This window comes from Xanthomonas sp. WHRI 6108 (assembly GCF_040202385.2).
In the GTDB taxonomy this organism is placed as follows: Bacteria; Pseudomonadota; Gammaproteobacteria; order Xanthomonadales; family Xanthomonadaceae; genus Xanthomonas; species Xanthomonas arboricola.
Window position 1 is genome coordinate 3,984,862 of record NZ_CP168198.1, and the last position, 23,036, is coordinate 4,007,897.

At 59.2% G+C, this 23,036-nt stretch carries 15 protein-coding genes; 3 read left to right on the top strand and 12 right to left on the bottom strand.

Annotated elements, in window-relative coordinates; genetic code table 11:
• Positions 1–9 precede the first annotated feature (9 nt).
• Positions 10–456, top strand: coding sequence for a GtrA family protein (locus ABQ039_RS16645; protein ID WP_184519716.1), 447 nt, complete (start codon positions 10–12; stop codon positions 454–456).
• Positions 457–2,049: 1,593 nt separating this feature from the next.
• Here ABQ039_RS16645 and ABQ039_RS16650 read toward each other — a convergent pair.
• The 9 genes from ABQ039_RS16650 to ABQ039_RS16690 all read right to left on the bottom strand — a co-directional run bounded on the left by ABQ039_RS16650 (position 2,050) and on the right by ABQ039_RS16690 (position 15,534).
• Entirely contained in the window at positions 2,050–3,840 is a 1,791-nt protein-coding gene (locus ABQ039_RS16650; RefSeq protein WP_184519475.1) for a hypothetical protein, read from the bottom strand.
• Positions 3,837–8,339, bottom strand: coding sequence for a glycosyltransferase (locus tag ABQ039_RS16655; RefSeq protein ID WP_349778347.1), 4,503 nt, complete (start codon positions 8,337–8,339; stop codon positions 3,837–3,839). The genes ABQ039_RS16650 and ABQ039_RS16655 overlap by 4 nt, the downstream gene beginning before the upstream one ends.
• Before the next feature lie 248 nt (positions 8,340–8,587).
• Positions 8,588–9,937 carry an ABC transporter ATP-binding protein gene (locus ABQ039_RS16660; protein WP_184519468.1) on the bottom strand — a complete coding sequence of 450 codons (1,350 nt, stop codon included), beginning with the start codon at positions 9,935–9,937 and terminating at the stop codon, positions 8,588–8,590.
• Entirely contained in the window at positions 9,927–10,682 is a 756-nt protein-coding gene (locus tag ABQ039_RS16665) for an ABC transporter permease (protein WP_349783176.1), read from the bottom strand. The genes ABQ039_RS16660 and ABQ039_RS16665 overlap by 11 nt, the downstream gene beginning before the upstream one ends.
• Before the next feature lie 86 nt (positions 10,683–10,768).
• The gene (locus tag ABQ039_RS16670) at positions 10,769–11,953 is read right to left on the bottom strand and encodes a cystathionine gamma-synthase (protein ID WP_349778348.1); all 1,185 of its coding nucleotides are present in this window, start codon (positions 11,951–11,953) and stop codon (positions 10,769–10,771) included.
• A gap of 89 nt (positions 11,954–12,042) precedes the next feature.
• The gene (locus tag ABQ039_RS16675) at positions 12,043–13,413 is read right to left on the bottom strand and encodes a pyridoxal-phosphate dependent enzyme (protein WP_349778349.1); all 1,371 of its coding nucleotides are present in this window, start codon (positions 13,411–13,413) and stop codon (positions 12,043–12,045) included.
• 286 nt (positions 13,414–13,699) lie between these two features.
• Positions 13,700–13,918, bottom strand: a complete 219-nt coding sequence (locus tag ABQ039_RS16680; protein WP_002814034.1) for a YdcH family protein — start codon at positions 13,916–13,918, stop codon at positions 13,700–13,702.
• 345 nt (positions 13,919–14,263) lie between these two features.
• On the bottom strand, positions 14,264–15,154 hold the full coding sequence (locus ABQ039_RS16685; RefSeq protein ID WP_184519464.1) for a hypothetical protein: 891 nt from the start codon (positions 15,152–15,154) through the stop codon (positions 14,264–14,266).
• Positions 15,151–15,534: a DUF4398 domain-containing protein gene (locus ABQ039_RS16690; RefSeq protein WP_039525328.1), complete on the bottom strand. Its 384-nt coding sequence runs from the start codon at positions 15,532–15,534 to the stop codon at positions 15,151–15,153. The genes ABQ039_RS16685 and ABQ039_RS16690 overlap by 4 nt, the downstream gene beginning before the upstream one ends.
• Before the next feature lie 98 nt (positions 15,535–15,632).
• On the opposite strand from ABQ039_RS16690, the gene ABQ039_RS16695 reads away from it, so the two are divergent.
• A complete protein-coding gene (locus ABQ039_RS16695) occupies positions 15,633–16,766 on the top strand; it encodes a PilT/PilU family type 4a pilus ATPase (RefSeq protein ID WP_016900968.1) in 1,134 nt (377 codons plus the stop codon).
• Positions 16,767–17,049: 283 nt separating this feature from the next.
• On the opposite strand, the gene maiA is transcribed toward ABQ039_RS16695, so the two are convergent.
• Together maiA and ABQ039_RS16705 are read right to left on the bottom strand one after the other, a co-directional pair.
• Positions 17,050–17,715: a maleylacetoacetate isomerase gene (gene maiA, locus ABQ039_RS16700; protein WP_349778350.1), complete on the bottom strand. Its 666-nt coding sequence runs from the start codon at positions 17,713–17,715 to the stop codon at positions 17,050–17,052.
• A gap of 43 nt (positions 17,716–17,758) precedes the next feature.
• Positions 17,759–18,817, bottom strand: coding sequence for a fumarylacetoacetate hydrolase family protein (locus tag ABQ039_RS16705; RefSeq protein ID WP_349778406.1), 1,059 nt, complete (start codon positions 18,815–18,817; stop codon positions 17,759–17,761).
• A 308-nt stretch (positions 18,818–19,125) separates the two neighbouring features.
• On the opposite strand from ABQ039_RS16705, the gene ABQ039_RS16710 reads away from it, so the two are divergent.
• The gene (locus ABQ039_RS16710; RefSeq protein WP_104649381.1) at positions 19,126–20,514 is read left to right on the top strand and encodes a DEAD/DEAH box helicase; all 1,389 of its coding nucleotides are present in this window, start codon (positions 19,126–19,128) and stop codon (positions 20,512–20,514) included.
• A 155-nt stretch (positions 20,515–20,669) separates the two neighbouring features.
• On the opposite strand, the gene ABQ039_RS16715 is transcribed toward ABQ039_RS16710, so the two are convergent.
• Positions 20,670–22,955: a transferrin receptor-like dimerization domain-containing protein gene (locus ABQ039_RS16715; protein WP_349778351.1), complete on the bottom strand. Its 2,286-nt coding sequence runs from the start codon at positions 22,953–22,955 to the stop codon at positions 20,670–20,672.
• Between the last annotated feature and the right edge of the window lie 81 nt (positions 22,956–23,036).

A 23,036-nucleotide genomic window follows, 5' to 3' on the forward strand; every position in this document is an offset into this window, starting at 1 on the left:
CAACGGGCAATGGAGCTAGTGAGAAAATCTAGCTTCGTTCGCTTCCTCATCTCGGGAGGCATCAATACAGTTGCCACCTACGCTGCGTATCTCGCACTCCTCCAGGCCACCTCTTATAAGGTGGCTTACACCGTTGCGTACTTAATCGGCATAGTCATCTCCTTTTGCATCAATCGCCTCTTTGTCTTCCAGACGCACCGTGGGTGGCGCTCACTGGTGATGTTTCCGTTTGTTTACCTTGCCCAATACTTGGTTAGTCTGACTGTTGTATTTCTATGGGTGGAATATCTCGAACTGCCATCAACCCTCGCACCGCTCATGGCAATAATAGCCACTATTCCAATGACGTTTGCATTGTCGCGCTTTGTTTTCGGCAAAAGTGCTCTGAGCAACAGGATGCCTAACAGCCGACCGGCATCTTGCAGGGTTCGTCGCCGAGATCGAAATAACGCGTAAATCTAATCTCTGTCCTGTATTCCATCCGTGCTCTGAGGCAGCTACCCTACTGAAGAAAAGATTAAAAAATTGGCCTTCAGGAGCTGCCGATTCACCACTTGCAGATCCGAGAGCGCAAAAAGGCTAGTCACCCCTAAAGCATTCTTGGCGAGCGACGATGGCGGACCTAGTTATATCCACACTGCCGCTGGCTATCAAAAATGTATATGACCTACGCCAGCTTACTGCTCAAAATGCGCCTTCCCGAGCGCGTCCATTCTGCCTCCTATGACGTGAATGGTCGAAGGCCGGCGGCAAAAAACGCGGTCTCTCAGGCACGCAATTCTTCGCTTTAGTTCGCATTGTATAGCCGCGGTCTCCAAACACGTGATCATCTTCTGACATTATCCCTACGTTAAGCCCGAGAAGAACTGGGAAGTTCGGTTTTTGGTAGACAGGCGAATCACGGGGCAAACTCAGCTTGCGACATACTGCCGATCAACGAACACCTGGGGCATAATTGTTATCGACCATCTGGTTTTCGCTCTTCTCCTGAGTATCGTGGAGCGACAGAAAGCAGCGCACGTTGGGACTTATCCCGAAACTGCCGTTGAACGACTAAATGAATGAGTTGTAGTGAGGTTTGCCGGGTGGAATAATCCATTGCCTGCTTTGTCGTAAGCTCAGGGAGCTATCATCATGGAGATGAACTTGCCGCCATTATCTAGAAGCGCTGTGGAAGGTCACGTCAGTGGCGCAAGCGTTCCGCCACTGACACCACTTCTTACCCCCAGAGGTTTTGACTCACTTCGATGGCTACACTTTCATTGGTAATTTGTCATGATGATCTGAACCCGAAGCAGGATACGTTAAACAAGGCGTCGACGACAAAATCCATCTCTCAGACTTGATTGAGGACAAGTCAGCACCATGCACTCCAGACTATGTGCAGCGACCCTCGTGCGTGCACGGAAGCTTGCATCTTAGTCGAGACCAACTCGACAGCACAGCCGATATGCATTTACGGTTGGAACTATAGCCTTTCCTTGCGCAACAGTCCTAACGTCAACCCAAACCTTGGTTGACCTGCGTAGATGCGATCTTTTTTTAACTCACCGATGTGATGGTGCAACATCATTGCTCGGGCCTGGTATTAGCAGCTGACCGGATTTGTTCGAAGCCGGCTCGGGCTTGGCGACTCCCAACGCCTAATGGTCAACAAGACTGCCTACGAGCGTCTCGCGCTGTGTGGGACCTAATTTTTTGTCGGCATGTCCTTCAGCTTGGTCTTGTCTAAACTTAGGTGGACGAATAGTTGCTTGCATCGCCGATTCTTTTCCTCAAGCTGACGCAGCCGGTGTAATTCGGCCATGCCTAGCCCGCCGCACTCCTTTCGCCGCGTGTAGAACGTGGCTTGACTGATGTCCATCTTGCGGTAGCCCCACCCCCCTCGACCGTCGTGCAGGTCTCGGCATGCGTTAGGGCGAGCGCGATTTGCTCTTAGATAAACTTCGAAGTCTTTATGGCAACGAGCCTCCTTGGAGGTAAGCGTAGCCGAATTTTTAATTTTTCGCCTTTCCGAATTTATAATTAACTACTTGACTCAACCAAAAATTACTGAGAATCGCAAGAATAAGCCAATTTCGAAAAGAAAACACCCAGTCGCCTTGAATCAACACTTCCACCAGGCAGCTCGGCAGGGACGGTGACTTTTGACAAAGAAAATAATACAGGAACTGGCCTAACCGTTGCAGGTAGCTCAAGGCTATAGCTAGAACCAGGGCTCAACTCGACCTTCGAGGGGGCCAACAGCACTCCGGTTATTTTCATTTCCCTCCTCTCAAAATTGCTCGGAAGAAATAGAGAAATTATCAGAGGACAGCTGCATTGAGACAACCGAATCCCAGCGGACTGACTTATCCAACGCCCATCACTCTCTGGCTCATACCATCCACCACTATAGCCTAAAGCGGAAATTTTACATTCATCTTCAATCTTTTGAGAGAATACTGAAAGCTTATTAAAAAATAACGACTCACGCCCTTTTAGCGCGTCATTAAGTGGCGCCTGGAGCAACTTAGCATTTCTCTCGTCAATGTCACCTCCGAGGAGAAGATTATTCATTTCCTGAAATGCCTGAGCTCTATAGGGAGCGGCACGCCACTCGCGGTAGTTAGTTAGTAGAAGGCCAGCAACGATCACTCCGCAGTATGCCAAAGACAATATCTTCCAACCAAATCTCTCTTTTCGACTGACACCATTTATAATGGCGTAAACCACTAGCCAAATCAACGCAACAGGCAGCAGTAGAAAGTCCATGAAATATCTTGATGCAATTACCGAGGTAATGCCTGCTCCACCTCTCGCCAAACAAATAGATACTGAAGCAAAGATTGCATAAGCACTTAAATAAAGAGGGAAGGCAAGCTCAACTATCCGACGCCTAGCTAAAGTGGTGATAAGGATCGCACCCAAAATACCAATCAAGCCCGCCCCCAAGAATGTTAGCGCAATAACTGGAATATTGTAAAAGGACAAAGACTCCGCACCAATTAAGGACGACCCAAGAGCTGCAAGTACTAATCCAATCAAATCCCCAGCTGCCGGCATAGTATTTTTAGTTGAGGAGCTGGCCGCCGAAGACTGACCTAGCAAAATGTAGCCAGAAATACTGACAATTAGCGCAAAGCCCACAATTGCAGAGCGCCTTAATAGAATCTTACCGGAAGCCAGACAATCACAAGACCAAATGATAAACTGAACACTAAAAAAAGCGGCAACAAAAGCGTAGGACCAGCCCATTCCAAAAATAAGAACAATAACTGGCCCTAATATGCAAAGAAAAAGAAGGTTCCATGATGCAGCCTGCTTTTTTTGCAACTGAGAGGCCGAAAGAAAAAAGCAAATAATTAAGAAGTTTTTGAGCCAAAGTCCGAGACCTAGATCTAGGGTTAAGACCTCAAAACCAGCAAGCGAAAAGAAAATTGCTCCAGATAGGATTATTGCAGCATAAACATATGCCGGACGATATACCAATCTCATTTCAGAAAGCAGCATCCTTAGGGCGCCGAACGCTACTAAAAAAGAGGACACCGCAATTAAGTATCCAGTTAAACGATTTGCCAACAATGGATCTAGAGCAAAAAGCTTTACATTCAGCCCAAGAATCGCTTGAAAAACGAAACCCCGGTGTGATCCTTGATTCCAGTACTCGTGAAATGTTATCCGCCCCGAGCGCCAGTCGTACCATTGATGCAGCAGCCGCAGAGAATCCATATATACTGCATCTGGATGCACCTTAAAAATATAAAACTGATGAAAAAAAAGAAACAAAATTGAAACAAAAAATATTCCAGTCGTCAGCCCCAACGGACTGGAAATAAACGTCCTTAAATTTTTTTTCATGAAAATTCATTCCCATTGGTTCGCGGCAATTCATTAGCGAACACATGAAATACCGTCTCACTGGAAAAATTTTTCAAGATAAAAGCTTGTCCAGCCTCAGATCTAGCTAACCACTCCGCATCTTCCTCAAGCAGTTCTAAAATAAGTTCTGCGAAAGTTGCGGCATCGTTGGCCTCATAAATAAATGACGCCGCATCAGATAGCCCCTGCAACCCTGTTGTGCTTGTAACCATAGGTAGGCCATGCCTCATGGCCTCGAGTACTTTGCCTTTCATCCCGCCACCAAAACGTAGCGGAGCTACCGCTACGCGCGCCTTTTTATAAAACTGCTCCAATGTAAGATCGCTAATGAAACCAGTGACAGTGATCTGAGAGTTAGCGAGCGCCTTTACGCGCTCGGTAGGATTAGAGCCAGCGAGCGTCACTCGCACACCGGGGCGCTGTGCGCGCACTAGGGGCATAACATTATGCACCAACCATTCGGCGGCATCTGCATTAGGCGGATGACCAAATCCGGCAACAAATAAAATGTCCTGACGCGACGCTAGGTTTTCCTGTGCTCCCACAGTGACACCGTCGTAAGCATAAAGAGGTACTGTGCGGATAGCTGCCTTGATTTCACGCCCCGAGGCCCACTGTTTTACATACGCAGTCTCAAGCTCAGATGGATAGTAGATGCCATCCATCTGAGTCCAGAGCGTCTCTTCAATCGAGCGGAAACGATTTAGTTCTGCCTCTACTGCCGTAGAGGGCTCGACCTTCATCTGTTCCGCAAGGCGTAAGTGATGGATATCATGCCCATAGTACAGACGTCGTGCCTTGCTGTGAGCAATGACTCCATCAATGAAACCAATGCTGACATGTGGCCGACTGAATATCACCGCATCAATATTAGCGCCGTTTTCAGTGATCCACTTATCAAAACCACCCACGTATTCGCCGCCGTACATTACATCCACACCTGCATCCTGCAGTGGGCGCGCGTAGTGGGCATCGTGCCACATATTCTCTGGCCAAAACTTTACTGAATAGCCCTTGACCACCAGCAGGAGTAGCAGTTGATACATCGCACGCGACCCCGCGTCACGATCGGGCTGCGGAATGTAGTGGTCAATGACCAATATCACCTTTTTCAGGTGGCTACGGTCGCGAGCCAGGAACGGCCGATCAGCGTTATCTAGATGATCACGCTCAAGTGTGTCCTTCCAGCGCTCACGGAACTTTCTCTGATTTTCAATCTGAAAAGCTTTGATGCCGCCACCCGTATCGGTGCCGTGCGAAATCCCTTCATAGTGAACGACGACAGAGCGTGGCTCGTACACGACTTTACGCCCTGAAGCACGTACCTTGAAGGCCAAGTCGGTATCTTCGAAATAAGCGGGCAGGTACAGCTCATCAAAACCACCGAAAGAATCGAACAGCGCCTTCTCGATCATGATCGATGCACCAGAAATATAATCCACTTCCCGCGTGTAGTTGTAGATGCTACGGGATGGGTCGTCCAAACGACCATAGTTCCACGCACTTGCATCTTTCCAGACGATGCCGCCAGCTTCTTGCAAACGCCCATCTGGGTAAATCAGCTTAGATCCCACTAAACCGCACTCAGGCCACGATTTTGCCGTATTGACCAAGGCATCCAGCCAACCCTCGGTTACTTCCGTATCGTTGTTAAGGAAGTAGATATAACGGCCTTTCGCTAGCGACGCGGCTTGATTGCATGAGCGCAAAAATCCCAAATTAACTGGATTTTCCGAGTACCGCAGACCTGGGACCTGACCCAGCAAACTGATCTTTTTATCGCCAGATGCATCTTCTACGACTATAACCTCCACCGGTATATCAGGGAGATTGGTGTGAATTGACTTGACACAGGCAGCGGTATGATCGAGCCGGCCGTATGCGGGAATAATGATGCTTACTTCAGGCACCTCGACCGTCTGGAAAGAAATGCCTTCAAGTAATTGCGCAGGATCGTCCTGGGTATGCGTCAGCAATCCCTCAGGCGGCGTTGGAGACACCACGTCGCGCTGCATAATAAAACGCTTTAAAGGAGTGCGCACCACATCTAGTAGCGGCGATTGCGCCCAAGGCTTGCCACGGACGGATGCAGCAACGGCATTCCAATCCCCGCGCATGATCCGCATTGCGAAGCGCAACGGCTTTGTCATCCGCCACGACTGCGAAGCGACCACCGCATCGTAAGCCTCCTGAGCCAGCACAACCTGGTTTTCGAGTGCCCCTATGCGCTTTTCAGCGGCCATCAGCTCCGAAGACTGCTGCCTAGCAAAGAGCACCTCCTCTTCCATCCTGCGCTGCATTTCAAGTGCAGCCACTTCGCGCTCCGCCGCGACTTTCTCGCGCTGCGCCGCTGTATTCTCGAATTCTATAATGGCTCTCTCACGCTGCATCACTGCATTCCTTTCTATAGACTTCCCTACCTCCATGACTTCCAGCAGTTTCCTCAGCCTCGCCATATCGGATTGCAGCGCGTCATCATGACGCTGCAGCAATTCGAGGCGCGCTAATGCATCCATCTCACCAGCCAGCGCATGCCGGAGTTCCGTCTCGGCGGTCTCCGCACGGAGCAGCAATTGCGCGCGTTGGTTTTCTGCCTCGGCTGATCGAGCTTTGGCTGCCTCCATCTCGGCGATAGCTCGCTGCTCTTTACGCTTCAGCAAACCATATTCACGGCGAAGCGTGACGAGTTCCAGCAAGTAAGCGCCTAAGGTTGCCGTCTCAAGATTTCCATTCTGGTCCGCCTGCAGGATGATCTCATCCAAGCTCTTAGCGGCATGCTGGACCTGTTCATCTAAGCCAGTCGCCCAGTGCGCAACCTCCTCGTGCTCAGCTACCAATTCGGCGTGACGCGCCCTATTTTCTATAAGTTCTTTATCGAGACCCTTTGCCCAGGCAGCAACTTTACCGTGCTCAGCAAGCAGAGCGTCATGGTGGGCTAGAAGATCATTGAGTTGCTCTCGCACCTCTCTGGCTTCAATCAACGAAGTGACCAATGGTCCCTCTACTGTCGAAGTCGCCGTAACAGGCATTTTCGCCTCAGCCAGCACTTGATGCTCAAGCGCAGCCGACGTACCAGACGCGGCGCGCTGAAAACGGCGTTCCAATGCTATATAGCGCTCGATATCTGAAGCAGAAGGCGCGAGCATGCCTCCGCACTCGCGCATCGCGTCGGTAATGAAATTCATGAGATATAGGTGTCGCTCCTCGTAAGGACGCGCCACGCTCACACAAGAAGACACTACCTCCAACAGACCCCTAAAGACTAGATAACCTAATGAGACAGGCTCAGCACTACGCCACTCCAAGTCTATGAAGCAAAGAGATCCATCTGCTTTCTCCATTAGGTTGTGGGGCACGAGATCGATAACGTCGCCCGGCAACAACATTTCCGCATTGTAATCGGAGTTAATCAACGCATCCGGATCCAGGTCCACATGACGTGCAACTGCCTCCAGCCAACGCCGTAGCCATGGACCTGCGCCACCAATCTGCCATCCATCATGCAACAGCGTTTCATATAACGATTCGGTCAGGGCACGACCTGAGATGTAACGCTCATCCTTCGGAGCACATAAAAATCCGTCGACTTCGCGCACCTGGTCAGGCACAAGGAAGCGACGACTCACCCAAGATTCTTTGTCGCGCAATTCGAAACGCGTCACTTTTGCGAATGGCCTATCTCGCTCCGTAGATAAGTGATACCCGGCCACGTCGCGATTTTCCGATCCAAACGGCGCATCAGTTGGTTGCACATGAGCGACGAAAAGAAAGGAATTGGCCATTTCCGGCAGCAACCCATTGCGAGCGACCACATTCCAGACCCGATCGACCGCAAACAGTGGAGGTCGTCCAATTTGAGGATCGCGCGTCACTGAAGCAGCAGCGAGTGCAGCACCGTTATCGAATCCGGTTGCAGCCTCTCCATCTTTGGAAAACCAGATCGATGTAGGAAGCTTGTAATCCGGAAAGGGCAACGCAAGTGCGACATCGGCAAAACCTGCGAAGCGCATCATTCCTTCGAGCTGTCGACGTCCGTAGGTTCGTGCCCCGCTACCTGCATAAATCTCCTCCAAACCGAGCATCGGCCGACCTAGGTGGTCTTCTGGCGCACCAGCGAAGTATTTCAGACCAATCTGATTTTCAATGGCGACCAACAACACACCGCTGGGTTTAAGCAGCTTGCGAGCGCAAGCGAGCCAGTGAGCTGCCGCGTCGGGCCGATCCGAGAAGCGTTCGGCGTATTCAAGAACCCCGATCAATGTTATGGCATCGAACCTGGCTTCGGTCGAAAAAGCCTCAAGGTTATCAACAACCAGATGAACATTGGCAAGGTCCTCACAGCGCTTTTTCGCTACTCGCGCACGACGCGGAGCAGGTTCTAGCGCCACCACGGTACTAGCAGTTTCGCCCAGATAGCGCGTGATTGCCCCACACCCTGCACCTATCTCTAACACGTCGCCTCGAAGCAGCTCGGACACCGGTCTAAGCAGATTTGCTCGACGTGGACTGAAGTAGTACTTAGTCGGCCAATCGGTAATACACTCGGTCAATTCGAGAGACTGAACACTTCGGTCTGCACATCCAGCAACTAGTCGATAGAGATTATCTTCAACAGCGTCGCCGTCCGAATAGGACCACTTAGCCCCTTGCCTGGCAGGAAGCCAGCAATTAGTTTTTTCATCGAACCTATAAGAACCAAGGCTGGTGGAGGGATCGAAAATCCGCGTCATAGAAATTTCAAATTAGCTCGAAGGTCGGTGATCCCGATGAAGGGAAGAGTCGTCTCGACACACAAATGAATTGCATCATAGCGCCGATCGTGAGGAACAACCTCGCCATTTGTTTCACGACTAGCCAGCCCCACTGAAATAAAGTAATCGCCAGCTGCACAATTCAGCTTCATATGGCAAAGCGCGATACCGCTCTTTCCTTCTTCCGCAAAATTACCTTCCACTGCCGCCATTTCGGTATTTGTTCCATAGACCGTTAATCCTTCCTTGGTTTTTAAAGTAATGCCTAAGATAGGCCGGACAAGATCAGCAGAGCAGCGATAGCGCAAATATAAATCGATTTCTGCTCCCGCAGGCAAGCTCGGAGGAAAGGGTTGTCCTTGCGAGAACAGCGCAAAGTCCAACAGCTCTGCCTTACCATCACCCCAGCGATGCTCGTAGGGATTGAACGCGGGGCGCAAGGCAAACAACGCTTCCTCTCTATCACCGAAGGCCGAATCCAGCTGAGCCAATTGCTCATCAAGCTGCGAGCCAAGTGTGGCTACCGCCTGGGGCGAAACTGGCGCCGCCACTGATTTCTGCCGGCCATACAGCAGATCCAGATACATGTTCACAACAGGGCGAGGTGCGCCGTCTTCGAGCTTCTGCCCATGATCGATGAGGATAGCTCGATCACAGTGAGTAACTACCTGCTCAGTTGAATGAGTTACGAGTAAAATTGAAGTTCCACGCTCTCGCAAAGATTTCAAGCGAGCAAAACACTTTGCCTGAAAGCGTGCATCGCCAACAGCCAATGCTTCATCGACTATCAGCACGTCGGGGTCAATCTGGGCTTGCACGGCAAATGCCAGGCGGACGGTCATTCCGCTGGAATAAGTGCGGACAGGCTGATTGACAAAATCGCCAATGTCGGCAAATGCCAGAATCGCATCAAGCTTGGTGTCGACTTCCTGACGAGATAAGCCTAAAAGAGATGCATTGAGATAGACATTTTCAAGCCCGGTAAACTCGGGGTTGAAGCCGGACCCAAGTTCAAGCAGCGCCGCCACACGCCCATCTACCGATGCCGTCCCAGTGGTTGGCGTCACTGTGCCCGCAATAATCTGCAACAACGTGGATTTTCCCGAGCCATTGCGTCCAATAAGCGCAACACATTCACCACGCTGCACCTGCAACGACACTCCATGCAGTGCCCAAAATTCTTTGAAGTAGCGGCGTTCACGCATTGGCACAAATTTGCCCAAGGCCGAAACCGCCATTTGCTTAAACCGGTCTGATGGTTCCGCGTATATTTCGTAGCGCTTGCTGACCTGATCGACGGTGATAACTGAATTTTCAAAGGACATCGGCGAACCCCTTGCGCGTCGCCTTAAAACCCGACCAGCCCAACCACGAAATGAGTAAGGACACCAGCAGATATAGCAAGACGTGCTCCACCGATGGCAGTTTATCCCAGAGCAGCGCGTCACGGCCGGTCTCAACGACAAAGGTCAAGGGATTGAGCATTTGAAGCCACTGATATTCCTGCGGCAGACTACTGCGCGGGTAGAAAATGGGCGCCAAGAATACCAAAGCCGTTGTGAGCACCATCATAATTTGCTGCGCATCGCGAAAGTAAACACCCAACGCAGAAACAAACCAGGTAACTCCTGCAACCATTGGAAGAAACAACAGCATGACAATCGGGAAAAACAATGCCGTAGCGGAGATCGAAGCACCAGTAAGTAGCATGGCGACAAGTAATACAAGAAAGCTGATCACCGCGTGAAACATTGACGTGCCCACAACTACCCAGGGAAGAACCTCGAGGGGGAAAATTACTTTCTTCACATAATTTGGGTTAGAAGTGATAAGCACGGGTGCTCGACTCAGACACTCAGAAAACAAATTTCCAAAGATCAAGCCCGAAAACAATACAACGGCAAAATGTGTATCGCCCGCACCCGCTCCCGACCAACGTGACTTAAAGATATAGCCGAAGACAAAAGAGTAGATAGCTAACATAAGCAGCGGGTTCAGAAACGCCCAGAGCGAGCCCCCAATAGATCCGCGATATTTTCCAGCAATGTCGCGCTTACAGAGCTCCCACACCAGGCGGCGGTGACGCGAAAGTGAAGCATACGGGGCAACTGGGCTTGAGCCCGTATGGAGAGAACTGCTTAATTGATTTGAACGTATCATCGCAACGCTTTATCCAGATCACTTCGCAAATCCCCCACATCCTCAACCCCCACGCTCAAACGCACCAGCGAATCGCTGATGCCAAGCTGGTCGCGGCGGGCCACCGGGATGGAGGCATGCGTCATGACGGCGGGATGGTTGACCAGGCTTTCGACGCCGCCGAGCGATTCGGCCAGGGTAAACAGTTCGGTCTTCTCGCAAAAACGTTTGGCCGCCTCGAAGCCGCCCTTGAGCACGATCGAGACGATGCCGCCGAAGCCGGACATCTGGCGCTGCGCCAGTGCGTGCTGCGGGTGCGAGGCCAGGCCGGGGTAGATCACCTTTTCGATCGCGGGGTGGGTTTCCAGCCATTGCGCCAGCGCCAGGGCGTTCTCGCAATGTGCGCGCATGCGCAGCGGCAAGGTCTTGAGGCCGCGCAAGGCGAGGAAACTGTCGAACGGCCCCTGCACGCCGCCGATGGAGTTCTGCAGGAAGGCCAGTTGCTCGGCCAGTTCGGCGTTGTCGCCGACCACCGCGATGCCGCCGACCATGTCCGAGTGGCCGTTGAGGTACTTGGTGGCCGAGTGCACCACGATGTCGGCGCCCAGGCCGAGCGGGCGTTGCAGCATCGGCGAGGCGAAGGTGTTGTCGACCACGATCAGCAGCCCGTGCTTGCGCGCGATCGCGGCGATGGCGGCGATATCGACCAGCTTGAGCATCGGGTTGGTCGGGGTTTCGATCCACACCATCTTGGTGTCGGGACGGATCGCGGCTTCGAAGGCGGCCGCATCGGTCAGGTCGACGAAGCTGAAATCCAGGCCGGCGGTGCGGCGACGCACCCGCTCGAACAGGCGGAAGGTGCCGCCATACAGGTCGTCCATCGCCACCACGTGGCTGCCGGCGTCCAGCAGCTCCATCACCGTGGAGGTGGCGGCCATGCCGGAGGCGAACGCGAACGCACGCGTGCCGCCTTCCAGCGACGCGACGCAGCGCTCATACGCAAAGCGCGTGGGGTTGTGGGTACGCGAATACTCGAAGCCCTGATGCTCGCCCGGGCTGGACTGCGCATAGGTGGACGTCGCGTAGATCGGCGGCATCACCGCCCCGGTGCTGGGGTCCGGCGACTGCCCTCCATGGATCGCCAACGTAGCGAGCGAGAGTTCGCGCTCGCCATCGTGGCTGGGTGTGGTGCGATTGGACATGGAGGTTCCCGGAAAAAGTGGCGGATTGTAGCAAGCAGGTCTGAATGGCCGGTGCCGCGCGTCCCATCCGGGCGCGCGGCCAGCTGCGGTCACTGCACGCGGCGGCGCAGGTAGTTGAGCAGGTCGATGCGGGTGATCAGGCCGAGGAACTGGTTGCCGTCCATGACGATGGCGACCTGGCCGCGGTCGAACACCGGCAGCAGCGCCTCGATCGGCGAGGCGACATCCAGGCGATCGAGCTTGCTGACCATGGCAGTGGAGATCGGGTCGCGGAAGCGTGCCTCGTCGCCGTACACATGCAGCAGCACGTCGCTCTCGTCGACGATGCCGACCAACTCCCCGTCATCGATGACCGGCAGCTGCGAGACGTCGTACAGCTTCATGCGCTGGTAGGCAGTGGTCAGCAGGTCCTTCGGCCCGACCACCACGGTGTCGCGCTTGTTGTACGGGCGCAGGATCAGGTCGCGCAGGTCGCCGTGCTGCGGGCGCTCCAGGAAGCCGTTGTCCAGCATCCAGTAGTCGTTGTACATCTTGGACAGGTACTTGTTGCCGGTATCGCAGACGAATACCAGCACGCGCTTGGGCGTGGTCTGCTCACGGCAATACTTCAGCGCAGCGGCCAGCAGGGTGCCGGTGGACGAGCCGCCGAGGATGCCCTCCTTGGCCAGCAGCTCGCGCGCGGTGTGGAAGCTTTCCGCGTCGGTGATCGAATAGGCCTTCTTGACTCGCGAAAAATCGGAAATGTCCGGCAGGAAGTCCTCGCCGATGCCTTCGACCAGCCAGCTGCCGGATTTCTCGCTGACCGCGCCCTCTTCGATGTACTGGGTCAGGATCGAGCCGACCGGGTCGGCCAGCACCAGCTCGGTGTGCGGCGAGGCAGTGGCGAAGGCGCGCGACAGGCCGGTCATGGTGCCGGAGCTGCCGCAGCCGAACACGATCGCATCCAGATCGTTGTCCATCTGCGCCAGGATCTCAGGGCCGGTGCCGAATTCGTGCGCGGCCGGGTTATCCGGGTTGCCGAACTGGTTGATGAAGTAGGCGCCCGGGGTCTCGGTGGCGATCTTGGCGGCCAGGTCCTGGTAGTACTCCGGGTGGCCCTTGGCCACGTCCGACCGGGTCAGCACCACCTGGGCGCCCATGGCCTTGAGGTTGAAGATCTTCTCGCGACTCATCTTGTCCGGTACCACCAGGATCAACCGGTAGCCCTTCTGCTGGGCGACCAGTGCCAGACCCAGGCCGGTGTTGCCGGCGGTGCCTTCGACCAGGGTCGCGCCCGGGGTGAGGTCGCCACGCTGTTCGGCCGCCTCGATCATCGACAGGCCGATGCGGTCCTTGATCGATCCGCCGGGGTTGGCCGCCTCCAGCTTGAGGAACAGCTCGCAGACGCCGGTGTCCAGGTGCTGTGCCTTGACGATCGGCGTGTTGCCGATCAGTTCGAGTACGGAGGAATGGATCGCCATCGGAATATCGTCACTGCGTCGCGCGGGGCTTGGCCGCCCATTATCCGACGAACGGCTGGGGAATGCTCATTCAGACTGGAACCGATCGCGCCGGCCCGTGAACGGGCGGGCTCAGCCAGCGCTGCGCCGCTACCACCGGCATGAGTGCGCGGCCGCCAGGCGGGCATCGCGCCCTGCCGCCAGGCGCGTGACACGGGTTGCGCAAATAAAGACGCGGACGGTGGCAAGCCGACGAGGAGGCCGCCACCGCCCGCGGCGGTGAACTTGTTCTAGCGGTGGGGAAGGATCAGTGGGTGAGCTGGTCGTACATCCGGGTGAGCTTTTCTTTCGCCTGCAACTTCTCGCGCTTCATCTGGCCCAAGGTCACGTCGTCGATGGGGAGCACCCCGAGTTCGGCATCCATGCATTTCTTGTTCAAGAGCTTGTGGCGTTGGTACAGCTGCTTGAACTCGGGATCGGACTTGACCAATGCGTCGATTTCGGTCTGCGGTTGCCCTTCGAACATGGCGTTACCTCCTTCACTTGAAACACTTAAAACAAGAACGCCCCGGCCGCGGGCGGCACGGGGCGCTGCTTGGGGATGGAAGACTCGCGGATCACAATGGCAAGCGCACTGGCGGAACCAAAAAGCTGTCCACCGAATTGCATTGATGCGTGCCCTTGCGTCACTGGCCCGGCCCTCCGTACTTCCAGGCAGCGGAGTGCTGCCCGGGAGTACGACCCTACGCCGGTCGCGGAGGGGGTTCAAGGCCAGAACGGCTGCTTTTGCCGTTCCCTGCCTCAATCAGTGACCGCGGTTCAACCGGGCGTCATGCCCGGGTTAAAAGACCTTAACTTCCAACCACTTGCATTACGGCGCGACAACCACCTCGGCAGCGCGCGTCTTGCTGGCGGCGGCCTTGGTGCCATTGACCTGCAGCCGTGCGCTGGCGACACCGGCAGCCACCAAGGCGTCGCGCACCGCTTCGGCCCGCTTCTTGGCGGTGGCCGCATCGCTGTCGTAGCCGACGATGCTGACCCGGCCTTTCTTGCCGATGTTCAGATACTCGGCCAGTGCCTTGGCCTGCCCCGCGGCATCGCCGGACAGCGCGGCCTTGCCACCGAAGGCGCCACTACCCAGCGAAAACACTTCGCCGCGGCTGTCGAACTTGGCGGACGGCAACTTGGCCCCGGCCACCAGCTCGGCTTCTTCATGCGCCAGTTGCACCGCTTTCTGCTGGGCCGCATTGAGCTTGGCGGTCTGCTTGCCGGCCACGCTGGTCAGCGCCAGCTCGGCGTCCTGACGGGCCAGGGTCTCCTGTTCGGCCGCCTGCCGCATGCGCTCGGCCTCTTCGGCCTGGATCTGCGCCTGCACGCGCAGACGCTCGGCTTCCTGGCGCGCGCGCGAGGCGTCGCGGCGGCTGGCTTCGATCAGCAGGTCGTTGCGGGTACCTTCCAGCCGATCCAGCTCGCGCCGCGCCAGTGCGGTGCGGGCGGTGAGTTCGGCGATTTCGACCCGGCGGTCGGCCAAAAACACCAGCTCGTCGCGGTCGCGCCGCTTGGCCTCGGCCAGCGCCGCCACGCTCTGCTGCGCCTGCAGCCGCTCGAAGCGGGCCAGTTCATTGGTCTGCGGGTCGTTCTGCAGCGCGGCCAGGCGCCGGTTGAGCGCGTCGGCCTGCGGGTCGTCCTTGGCCGCCATTGCCAGCGACGGCAGGGTGCCCAGGCTCAGTACGCCCAGATAGAGAAGCGGACGCAGTTTCATCGGCCGGCCTCCCCGGTGTTGAGGCTGTTCTGCAGTTGCGCCACTTCCTTGCGCCGCTGTTCCAGCTGGGCGGTGACCACCGCCTCTTCGCTGCGCGCCTTGGCCAGATCGGCGTCGGCCGCTGCGCGCAAGGCGATCTGTGGCACCTGCTTGCGCTGGCGCTTGTCCAGTTGAGCCTGCTGGGCCTGCATCAGTTCCTGGCGGGCCAGATTGACCAGATCGGGTGCGTACTGGTCGGCATCGGCCTGGGTGGCGCGTTGCACCGCCTGTTCGGCGGCGGTGAGCTCCGGTGCCACCTGGGCGGCAGCAGGAGAGGAAAGAACCATGAAACAGGCGATGCCATACAGGGATCGCCGCAAGTATGCGAAGCTAGCCGTCATTAGGGGAGCCGTAGCGAGAAGTCTCGAGCACGGCCATTGTCGGAAGCCTGCGGCGGACTTGCAACGAGACGCTGCCGTTTGTTGGGGAACCATTGCGCATGGATATCGGCTACTTCCTGAAGCTGATGACCGAAAAGAATGCCTCGGACATGTTCTTGACCACCGGCGCACCGGTGTACATCAAGATCGAAGGCAAGCTCTACCCGCTCGGCAATACGGGGTTGCCGCCGGGAATGGTCAAGAAAATCGCTTATTCATTGATGGACGAAGGCCAGGTACCGCAGTTCGAGCGCGAGCTGGAGCTCAACATGGCCATCGCCCTGTCCGACGCCGGGCGCTTCCGCGTGAACGTGTTCAAGCAGCGCGGCGAGGTGGGCATGGTGATCCGCGCCATCCGCAGCCGGATCCCCAGCATCGAAGAGCTCAACCTGCCGCAGGTGCTCAAGGACGTCATCATGACCCCGCGCGGGCTGGTGCTGGTGGTCGGCTCGACCGGCTCGGGCAAGTCGACCTCGCTGGCCTCGATGATCGACCACCGCAACAGCACCACCACCGGGCACATCCTCACCATCGAGGACCCGATCGAATATCTGCACAAGCACAAGATGTCGATCGTGAACCAGCGCGAGGTGGGCCTGGACACGCACGCCTTCCAGAGCGCGCTGAAGAACGCGATGCGCGAGGCGCCGGACGTGATCCTGATCGGCGAGATCCTGGATGCCGAGACGATGGAGGCGGCGATCGCCTTCGCCGAGACCGGCCACCTGTGCCTGGCGACGCTGCACTCCAACAATGCCGACCAGACCATCGAGCGCATCCTCAATTTCTTCCCCGAGAGCGCGCACAAGAACGTGCTGATGAACCTGGCGCTGAACCTGCGCGCCGTGGTGTCGCTGCGCCTGGTCAAGGGCGTGGACGGACGCCGCCGGCCGGCGACCGAAGTGCTGCTCAACACGCCGATGATCCGCGACCTGCTGCGCCGTGGCCAGGTGCACGAGGTCAAGCAGGCGATGGAGGAATCGCTTGAAGAAGGCATGCAGACCTTCGACCAATGCCTGTTCCGCATGGTCAAGTCCGGCGAAATCGAGCAGGAGGAAGCGCTGCGCGCGGCCGACTCGCGCGATGGCCTGGCGCTGAAGTTCCGCCTGTCCGAGGGCGGTTCCGGCGAGCACGACCCGTACGCGGATTACGAAACGGCAGCAGCGCCGAAGATCAGCCACGGCTTTATCTGATCATCGGCAGGCGCGCGGTGTTGCCGCGCACCTGCCCGGCGCGGCGGATTGCGCAGGGCCGTTGCCGGCGTACGAGCGGTGCGCACGGTTGGGACAGCGCAGCGGCTAGCTCCGATCAACCCATGAGTGCCGCCGAGCGCGGCCGGTGCCCAGTGCGCGGAGATAGCGCGCCCGCCTGCGTGCCGCCCAGCCAGCCGACAACCGCTCGCTACCGGTACCTGCCCTGCCGGGGCTGCGATTCAACGCGGATGTGCCCCCGCACCAGGCAAAGGCCTGCCGCCGATCAGGCCGGCACCGCGTCGGCCTGCATTTCCGGCCGCGCCGCCGCGAATGCCGGCAATGCCAGGCAGGCCTGTTCGATACGTTCCAGGATCGGATACGCCACCAGATCGACGTCGAAACGGCGCGCGTTGTAGAGCTGCGGGATCAGCAGGCAATCGGCCAGGCCCGGCGTGTCGCCGTGGCAGAACGTGCCGGTATGCGGATCACCGGACAACTGCGCTTCCAGCGCCGCAAAACCGCGCTGCATCCAGTGCCGCGTCCATTGCTGGCGCTGCGCGGCATCCAGCTGCCATTCGCGCTCGAAAAACTGGGTGACGCGCAGGTTGTTGAGCGGATGCACGTCGCAGGCGATCACCTGCGCCAGGGCGCGCACGCGGGCGCGCGCGGCCGGCGCGGCGGGCAGCAGCCGTGCGCTGTCCGGGAACGCCTCTTCCAGATACTCCAGGATCGCCAGCGACTGCGGAATCACCACCGCGCCGTGCCGCAACGTGGGCACCAGTTCCTGCGGGTTGAGCTGCGCGTAGGCTGGTGCATGCTGCTCGCCGCCGTCGCGCACCAGATGCACCGGATGCGCGAGGTAGGCCAGTGCCTTCAGGTGCAGGCCGATGCGCACGCGATACGCGGCGCTGGAGCGCCAGTACGAGAACAGTTCCAGTGGCGCGCTCATGCCCGGCCTCGCAGGCAGTGTTGTGCAGACGCCCTTGCCGATGTCATGGCAGCGGCTGACGTTCGACCCGCTGTTCGATCGCACCGAAGATGCTGGCGCCATCGGCAGCGAACATCTCGATCCGCACCACGTCGCCGAAGGACAGGAACGGCGTGCTCGGGGTGCCGTCGCGCAGGGTTTCCACCACGCGCTGCTCGGCAAAGCACGAGGCGCCCAGCGTGGTGTCCTGGTTGGCGATGGTGCCGGAGCCGACGATGGTGCCGGCCGAGAGCGGCCGCGTCCTGGCCGCGTGGGCGATCAGCTGGGCGAAGTCGAACTGCATGTCGTTGCCGGCTTCCGGAGCGCCGAACCAGGCGCCATTGACGTGGGTGACCAGCGGCAGGTGCACCTTGTTGTCGCGCCATGCCTCGTCCAGTTCATCCACGGTGACGAACACCGGCGACAGCGCCGAGCGCGGTTTGGATTGCACGAAGCCAAAGCCCTTGGCGAGCTCGGCCGGGATCAGATTGCGCAGCGACACGTCGTTGACCAGGCCGACCAGCTGGATATGCGCGGCGGCCTGCTCGGGCGAGGCGCCCATCGGCACATCGTCGGTGATCACCACCAGCTCGGCTTCCAGATCGATGCCGTGGTCTTCGCTGATCACCTTGATGGCATCGCGCGGGCCGTAGAACCCGGCGCTGGTGGCCTGGTACATCAGCGGGTCGGTGTAGAAGCTTTCCGGCACCTCGGCATTGCGCGCACGGCGCACGCGCTCCACGTGCGGCAGGTAGGCGCTGCCGTCGACGAACTCGTAGGCGCGCGGCAACGGTGCGGCCAGCGCCTGCAGATCCAGATCGAACACGCCATCGGCGCTGCCCTCGTTGAGCGAGGCCGACAAGGCATTCAGGCGCGGCGCGACATTGCTCCAGTCTTCCAGCGCGCGCTGCAGCGTGGGCGCGATGCCGGTGGCGCGGACCGCGGTGCGCAGGTCGCGCGCGACCACGATCAGGCAGCCATCGCGGCCGCCCTCCTTCAGGGAACCTAGCTTCATGACCGTCCTGTGCTGTGGCTGATCGGTCGATTGTACGGCCTGTTGCAACAGTGGTTGCAACTGAAACAACTGACCCGTAGCCCAACCGATGAACTCGCCTTTTGTGCAGCGCGCCAAACGCGCGTACACTGGCGCGGTCTGCATGCGGCCGTCCGTTTCCCTTAGGGACAGCCGGCGAGGCCAGGATCGATCGATCCGCTCGCCCGCCCCACCCGACGCCTTTCGTGGTGCCGACAAACCCATCGCGTCTTGATTGGGTTGTTCCACCATCTCGCAGCGCGGTTCACGGGAACGCTCCGAGCCTCACTTTTTTGCATCTGCAATGCGTTTGCGCTCCGGGCCTGGCCTGGCGGCGACGCTTTACTTGGAGCTTCCTGATGTCTTTTGAATCCCTGGGCCTGGCGCCCTTCCTGCTGCGCGCGTTGGCCGAGCAGGGCTACGAAACCCCCACTGCGATCCAGCAGCAGGCCATCCCGCTGGTGTTGGCAGGGCATGACCTGCTGGCCGGCGCACAGACCGGTACCGGCAAGACCGCCGCGTTCGGCCTGCCGTTGCTGCAGCACCTGGGCACCTCGCCGCAGCCGGTCAACGGCCCGCGCAAGCCGCGCGCGCTGATCCTGACCCCCACCCGCGAGCTGGCCACCCAGGTGCACGACAGCCTGCGCGGTTACAGCAAGTACCTGCGCATCCCGAGCGCGGTGATCTACGGCGGCGTGGGCATGGGCAACCAGCTCGACACCCTGCGTCGCGGCGTGGACCTGCTGATCGCCTGCCCGGGCCGGCTGATCGACCATATCGAGCGCCGCAGCGTGGATCTGTCCGGTATCGAAGTGCTGATCCTGGACGAAGCCGATCGCATGCTCGACATGGGCTTCCTGCCGTCGATCAAGCGCATCCTGACCAAGCTGCCGCGCCAGGACCGTCAGACCCTGCTGTTCTCGGCGACGTTCGAAGAGAACATCAAGCAGCTGGCGCTGGAGTTCATGCGCAACCCGATGCAGATCCAGGTCACCCCGAGCAACACCGTGGCCGAGAGCATCACCCACCGCGTGCACCCGGTCGATGGCGCGCGCAAGCGCGACCTGCTGCTGCACCTGCTGGCGCAGGACAGCCGCGAGCAGACCCTGGTGTTCGCCCGCACCAAGCACGGCAGCGACAAGCTGGCGCTGTTCCTGGAAAAGTCCGGCATCAAGACCGCGGCGATCCATGGCAACAAGAGCCAGGGCCAACGCATGCGCGCGCTGAGCGACTTCAAGGCCGGCCGCGTGACCGTGCTGGTGGCCACCGATATCGCCGCGCGCGGCATCGACATCGACCAGCTGCCCAAGGTCATCAACTACGACCTGCCGATGGTGGCCGAGGATTACGTGCACCGCATCGGCCGCACCGGCCGTAACGGTTCCACCGGCGAGGCGATCTCGCTGGTGGCGCAGGACGAAGCCAAGCTGCTGCGCCAGATCGTGCGCATGCTGGGCCGCGACGTGGAAATCCGCGACGTGCCGGGTTACGAGCCGCAGACCCCGATCCGTTGGGGCAACAGCGCGCCGGGCCGTGCCGAGCAGCCGGGTGGCGATCGCGCCCCGCGCAAGAGCCACGCCCGTCGTCCGCATGGCGATGCACCGCGTCAGGCGCATGCGCATGCCGGCCCGAAGAAGCCGGGCGGCCAGCGCAGCAGCGGTCCGCGTCAGGCCGGTGTTGCCGCCGGTGCCGGCGCAGGCCGTCGCGATGGTGGCCGTGGCGGTCAGCGTCCGGGCGGCACGCGCTGACGCCGGAGCGCCGGTACGACCGGCGCCCAGGTCTGCGTTGAACTGAAAGAAAAAGCCGCCCTTCGGGGCGGCTTTTTTGTGCGCGTCGTGCAGCCGATGCACGCTGGGGTGCGAACAGGACTGCGCGTAGACCCCCAACGCAGCCCGTCACATCCCTAGCCTTCGATCAGCGCCGTATTGCGATCGATCGCCTCGCGATACCGATCCAGCACCGCGGCGGTCTGCACGATGTAGGCGCTCAGATCCTCCCAGCGCCGGTCTTCCAGCGCTTCGCGGATGCCGGGCAAGGTCTTGACCTCGTATCCGGTGGCCAGGCCGGGCGCGTAGATCAGGTTCCGGTACCACGGCCGCCCCGGCAGACCGCCTTCGGCCAGCAGGGTCTGGTCGATGCGCTGCAGCGAGGCATTGAGCTTGCCGCGCACACGTGCATCCAACCCGCCGCCGCGCGATGCCAGCGCATCGTCATAGCGCCTGGCGCTGGTTTGTAGGCGGGTAGTGGCCTGATCCAGTGCGGCAAAGTCGATCTGCGGCACTGCGGCTTTCGGCTCGGGGGCGCGTTGCGGCCGGTTCGGGTTATCGATGGCGGCATAGGCACCGGCCTGCAACAACTCGGCCTGGGTGCGGGCGGCAGTGCGGTCGCTGTCGGCCTGCTGCTTGAGCTCCTGCGCGTAGCCGGCCACCGCATCGGCGAAGTCGCCGAAGCGTTGCGGCAACACCGGCGCGTTGGCGACGCGCAGCACCGTGCGGCCGACCGTCTGCGACAGCAGCGGCAGATAGCTGAAATCCGGGTCGATATAGCGCGCGAAATAATCGTAGGAGTCGTACAGCGAGTGATAGACACCGCTGCCGCCGCCCTGCCCGCCATAGCCCAGATCCAGCGTGGTCAGCCCCAGATGCTGCAGGAACGGGCTGTAGTCGCTGCCCGAGCCCAGCGCCTTCAGCGGCACGTCGCCGCCGGCCGCGAGCTGCTTGGCAATGTCTTTTTGCGCCGGCTTGGCGGTGGGCGCCAGCGCATCGATGCGGGCACGGGCACGTTGCCGTTCGAGCACGCTCACGCCGCTGTCGGGGTCGCGTAGATCCGCCGCCACGCCGTTGACCAGGCGTTGCAGCGCGTGGCTGCCGCCGGCATTGAGAAAGCCGCGCCCGTTGCCGTCGGTGTTGACGTACAGCACCGCCTTGCGGCGCAGTTCGTCGGCGTGCTGTTCGGCCCATTCGGTGGAGCCGAGCAGGCCGGCCTCCTCGCCGTCCCAACTGGCGTAGACGAGCGTGCGCTTGGGGCGCTGCCCCTGCCTGGCCAGCTCACCGATCGCCTTGGCTTCGGCCAGCAAGGCGGTGGTGCCCGAGAGCGGATCGGCCGCACCGAACACCCAGCCGTCGCGGTGATTGCCGCGCACCACCCACTGGTCCGGATACTCGCTGCCACGCAGGGTGGCGATGACGTTGTAGATGGTCTTGCTGCCCCACTCCGCATCCACCTCGAGATGCACGCGCGCGGTGTCGTCGCCGCCGATGCGGTAGGTGATCGGCAGCGCGCCGCGCCAGTCCTCCGGTGCCACCGGCCCGCCCAGCGCGGCCAGCAAGGGCTGCGCATCGCCCCAACTGATCGGCAGGGTCGGGATCTTCAACACGCTGCCGGCCTGGTCGATCTTCAGGCGTTTGGCGCCCTTGCTGGCGCCGACGCCCGGGGTCAGCGGATCGCCGGGATAGATCGCGAAATTGGCAATCGAGCCGCGTTGTACGCTCCATTGGTTGCGCGCCGGGCCATCCGGATACGCCCGATCCTGGAAGTAACCGTCGTCGCGCGGATCGGAATAGATGATCGCGCCGATCGCGCCATGCTCCTGCGCCAAGCGCGGCTTGAGCCCGCGCCAACCCTTGCCGTAGCGGGCGATGACGATCTTGCCGCGCACATCCACGCCGTTGCGCGCCAGCGCTTCGTAGTCTTCGGCGATGCCGTAATTGACGTAGACCAAATCGCCGGTGACATCGCCGTTGCCGCCGTAGATCACATACGGCGGCAGCACGTTCTCGGTCTGGGTGGAGGTGCTGTCGCCCGGCAGCGGCGGCTCCTTCAGACGCGCGACATACGGCTTGGGGCCGAGCAATTCCAGCTGCGAGCTCCTGGGCGAGGGCCACAGCACCTCGAAGGTTTCGATGCGCGCATCCCAACCGTAGCCGCGCAGGCGGTTTTGCAGATCGCGGGCGTTCTCCAGGTTATGCGGCGCGCCAACGTGATTGGGCGCCGATGCCCATTGCTTCAACCAGCCGCGATAATCGGCGTCCTTCAGGCCACTATCGAAACGCGCTTCCAGCGCGCGCTGCGCCTGTGCGGCAGCGGCGTCATAACCCGGCAGCGCGACGGGTTGGGCCGCAGGTTGGGCAGCGAGGGAAGGTGCGACAAAGGCCAGGGCGAGCAGCCAGGCATGCGGCGAAGACGTCATCGGAGTTCCTTGGAAAGTGTCCGGGGGCGAACGGCGATTGGGTTGAGACAGCACGCTGGAGCACGCACGCACCATCGCACG

Excerpts from the sequence above, each read along its gene's own strand:
- ABQ039_RS16695 (WP_016900968.1), top strand. The coding sequence starts at position 15,633 with ATGGATATCGGCTACTTCCTGAAGCTGATGACCGAAAAGAATGCCTCG.
- maiA (WP_349778350.1), bottom strand. The coding sequence starts at position 17,715 with ATGAGCGCGCCACTGGAACTGTTCTCGTACTGGCGCTCCAGCGCCGCG.
- ABQ039_RS16685 (WP_184519464.1), bottom strand. The coding sequence starts at position 15,154 with ATGAAACTGCGTCCGCTTCTCTATCTGGGCGTACTGAGCCTGGGCACC.
- ABQ039_RS16710 (WP_104649381.1), top strand. The coding sequence starts at position 19,126 with ATGTCTTTTGAATCCCTGGGCCTGGCGCCCTTCCTGCTGCGCGCGTTG.
- ABQ039_RS16680 (WP_002814034.1), bottom strand. The coding sequence starts at position 13,918 with ATGTTCGAAGGGCAACCGCAGACCGAAATCGACGCATTGGTCAAGTCC.
- ABQ039_RS16675 (WP_349778349.1), bottom strand. The coding sequence starts at position 13,413 with ATGGCGATCCATTCCTCCGTACTCGAACTGATCGGCAACACGCCGATC.
- ABQ039_RS16670 (WP_349778348.1), bottom strand. The coding sequence starts at position 11,953 with ATGTCCAATCGCACCACACCCAGCCACGATGGCGAGCGCGAACTCTCG.
- ABQ039_RS16645 (WP_184519716.1), top strand. The coding sequence starts at position 10 with ATGGAGCTAGTGAGAAAATCTAGCTTCGTTCGCTTCCTCATCTCGGGA.
- ABQ039_RS16660 (WP_184519468.1), bottom strand. The coding sequence starts at position 9,937 with ATGTCCTTTGAAAATTCAGTTATCACCGTCGATCAGGTCAGCAAGCGC.
- ABQ039_RS16650 (WP_184519475.1), bottom strand. The coding sequence starts at position 3,840 with ATGAAAAAAAATTTAAGGACGTTTATTTCCAGTCCGTTGGGGCTGACG.
- ABQ039_RS16690 (WP_039525328.1), bottom strand. The coding sequence starts at position 15,534 with ATGACGGCTAGCTTCGCATACTTGCGGCGATCCCTGTATGGCATCGCC.
- ABQ039_RS16715 (WP_349778351.1), bottom strand. The coding sequence starts at position 22,955 with ATGACGTCTTCGCCGCATGCCTGGCTGCTCGCCCTGGCCTTTGTCGCA.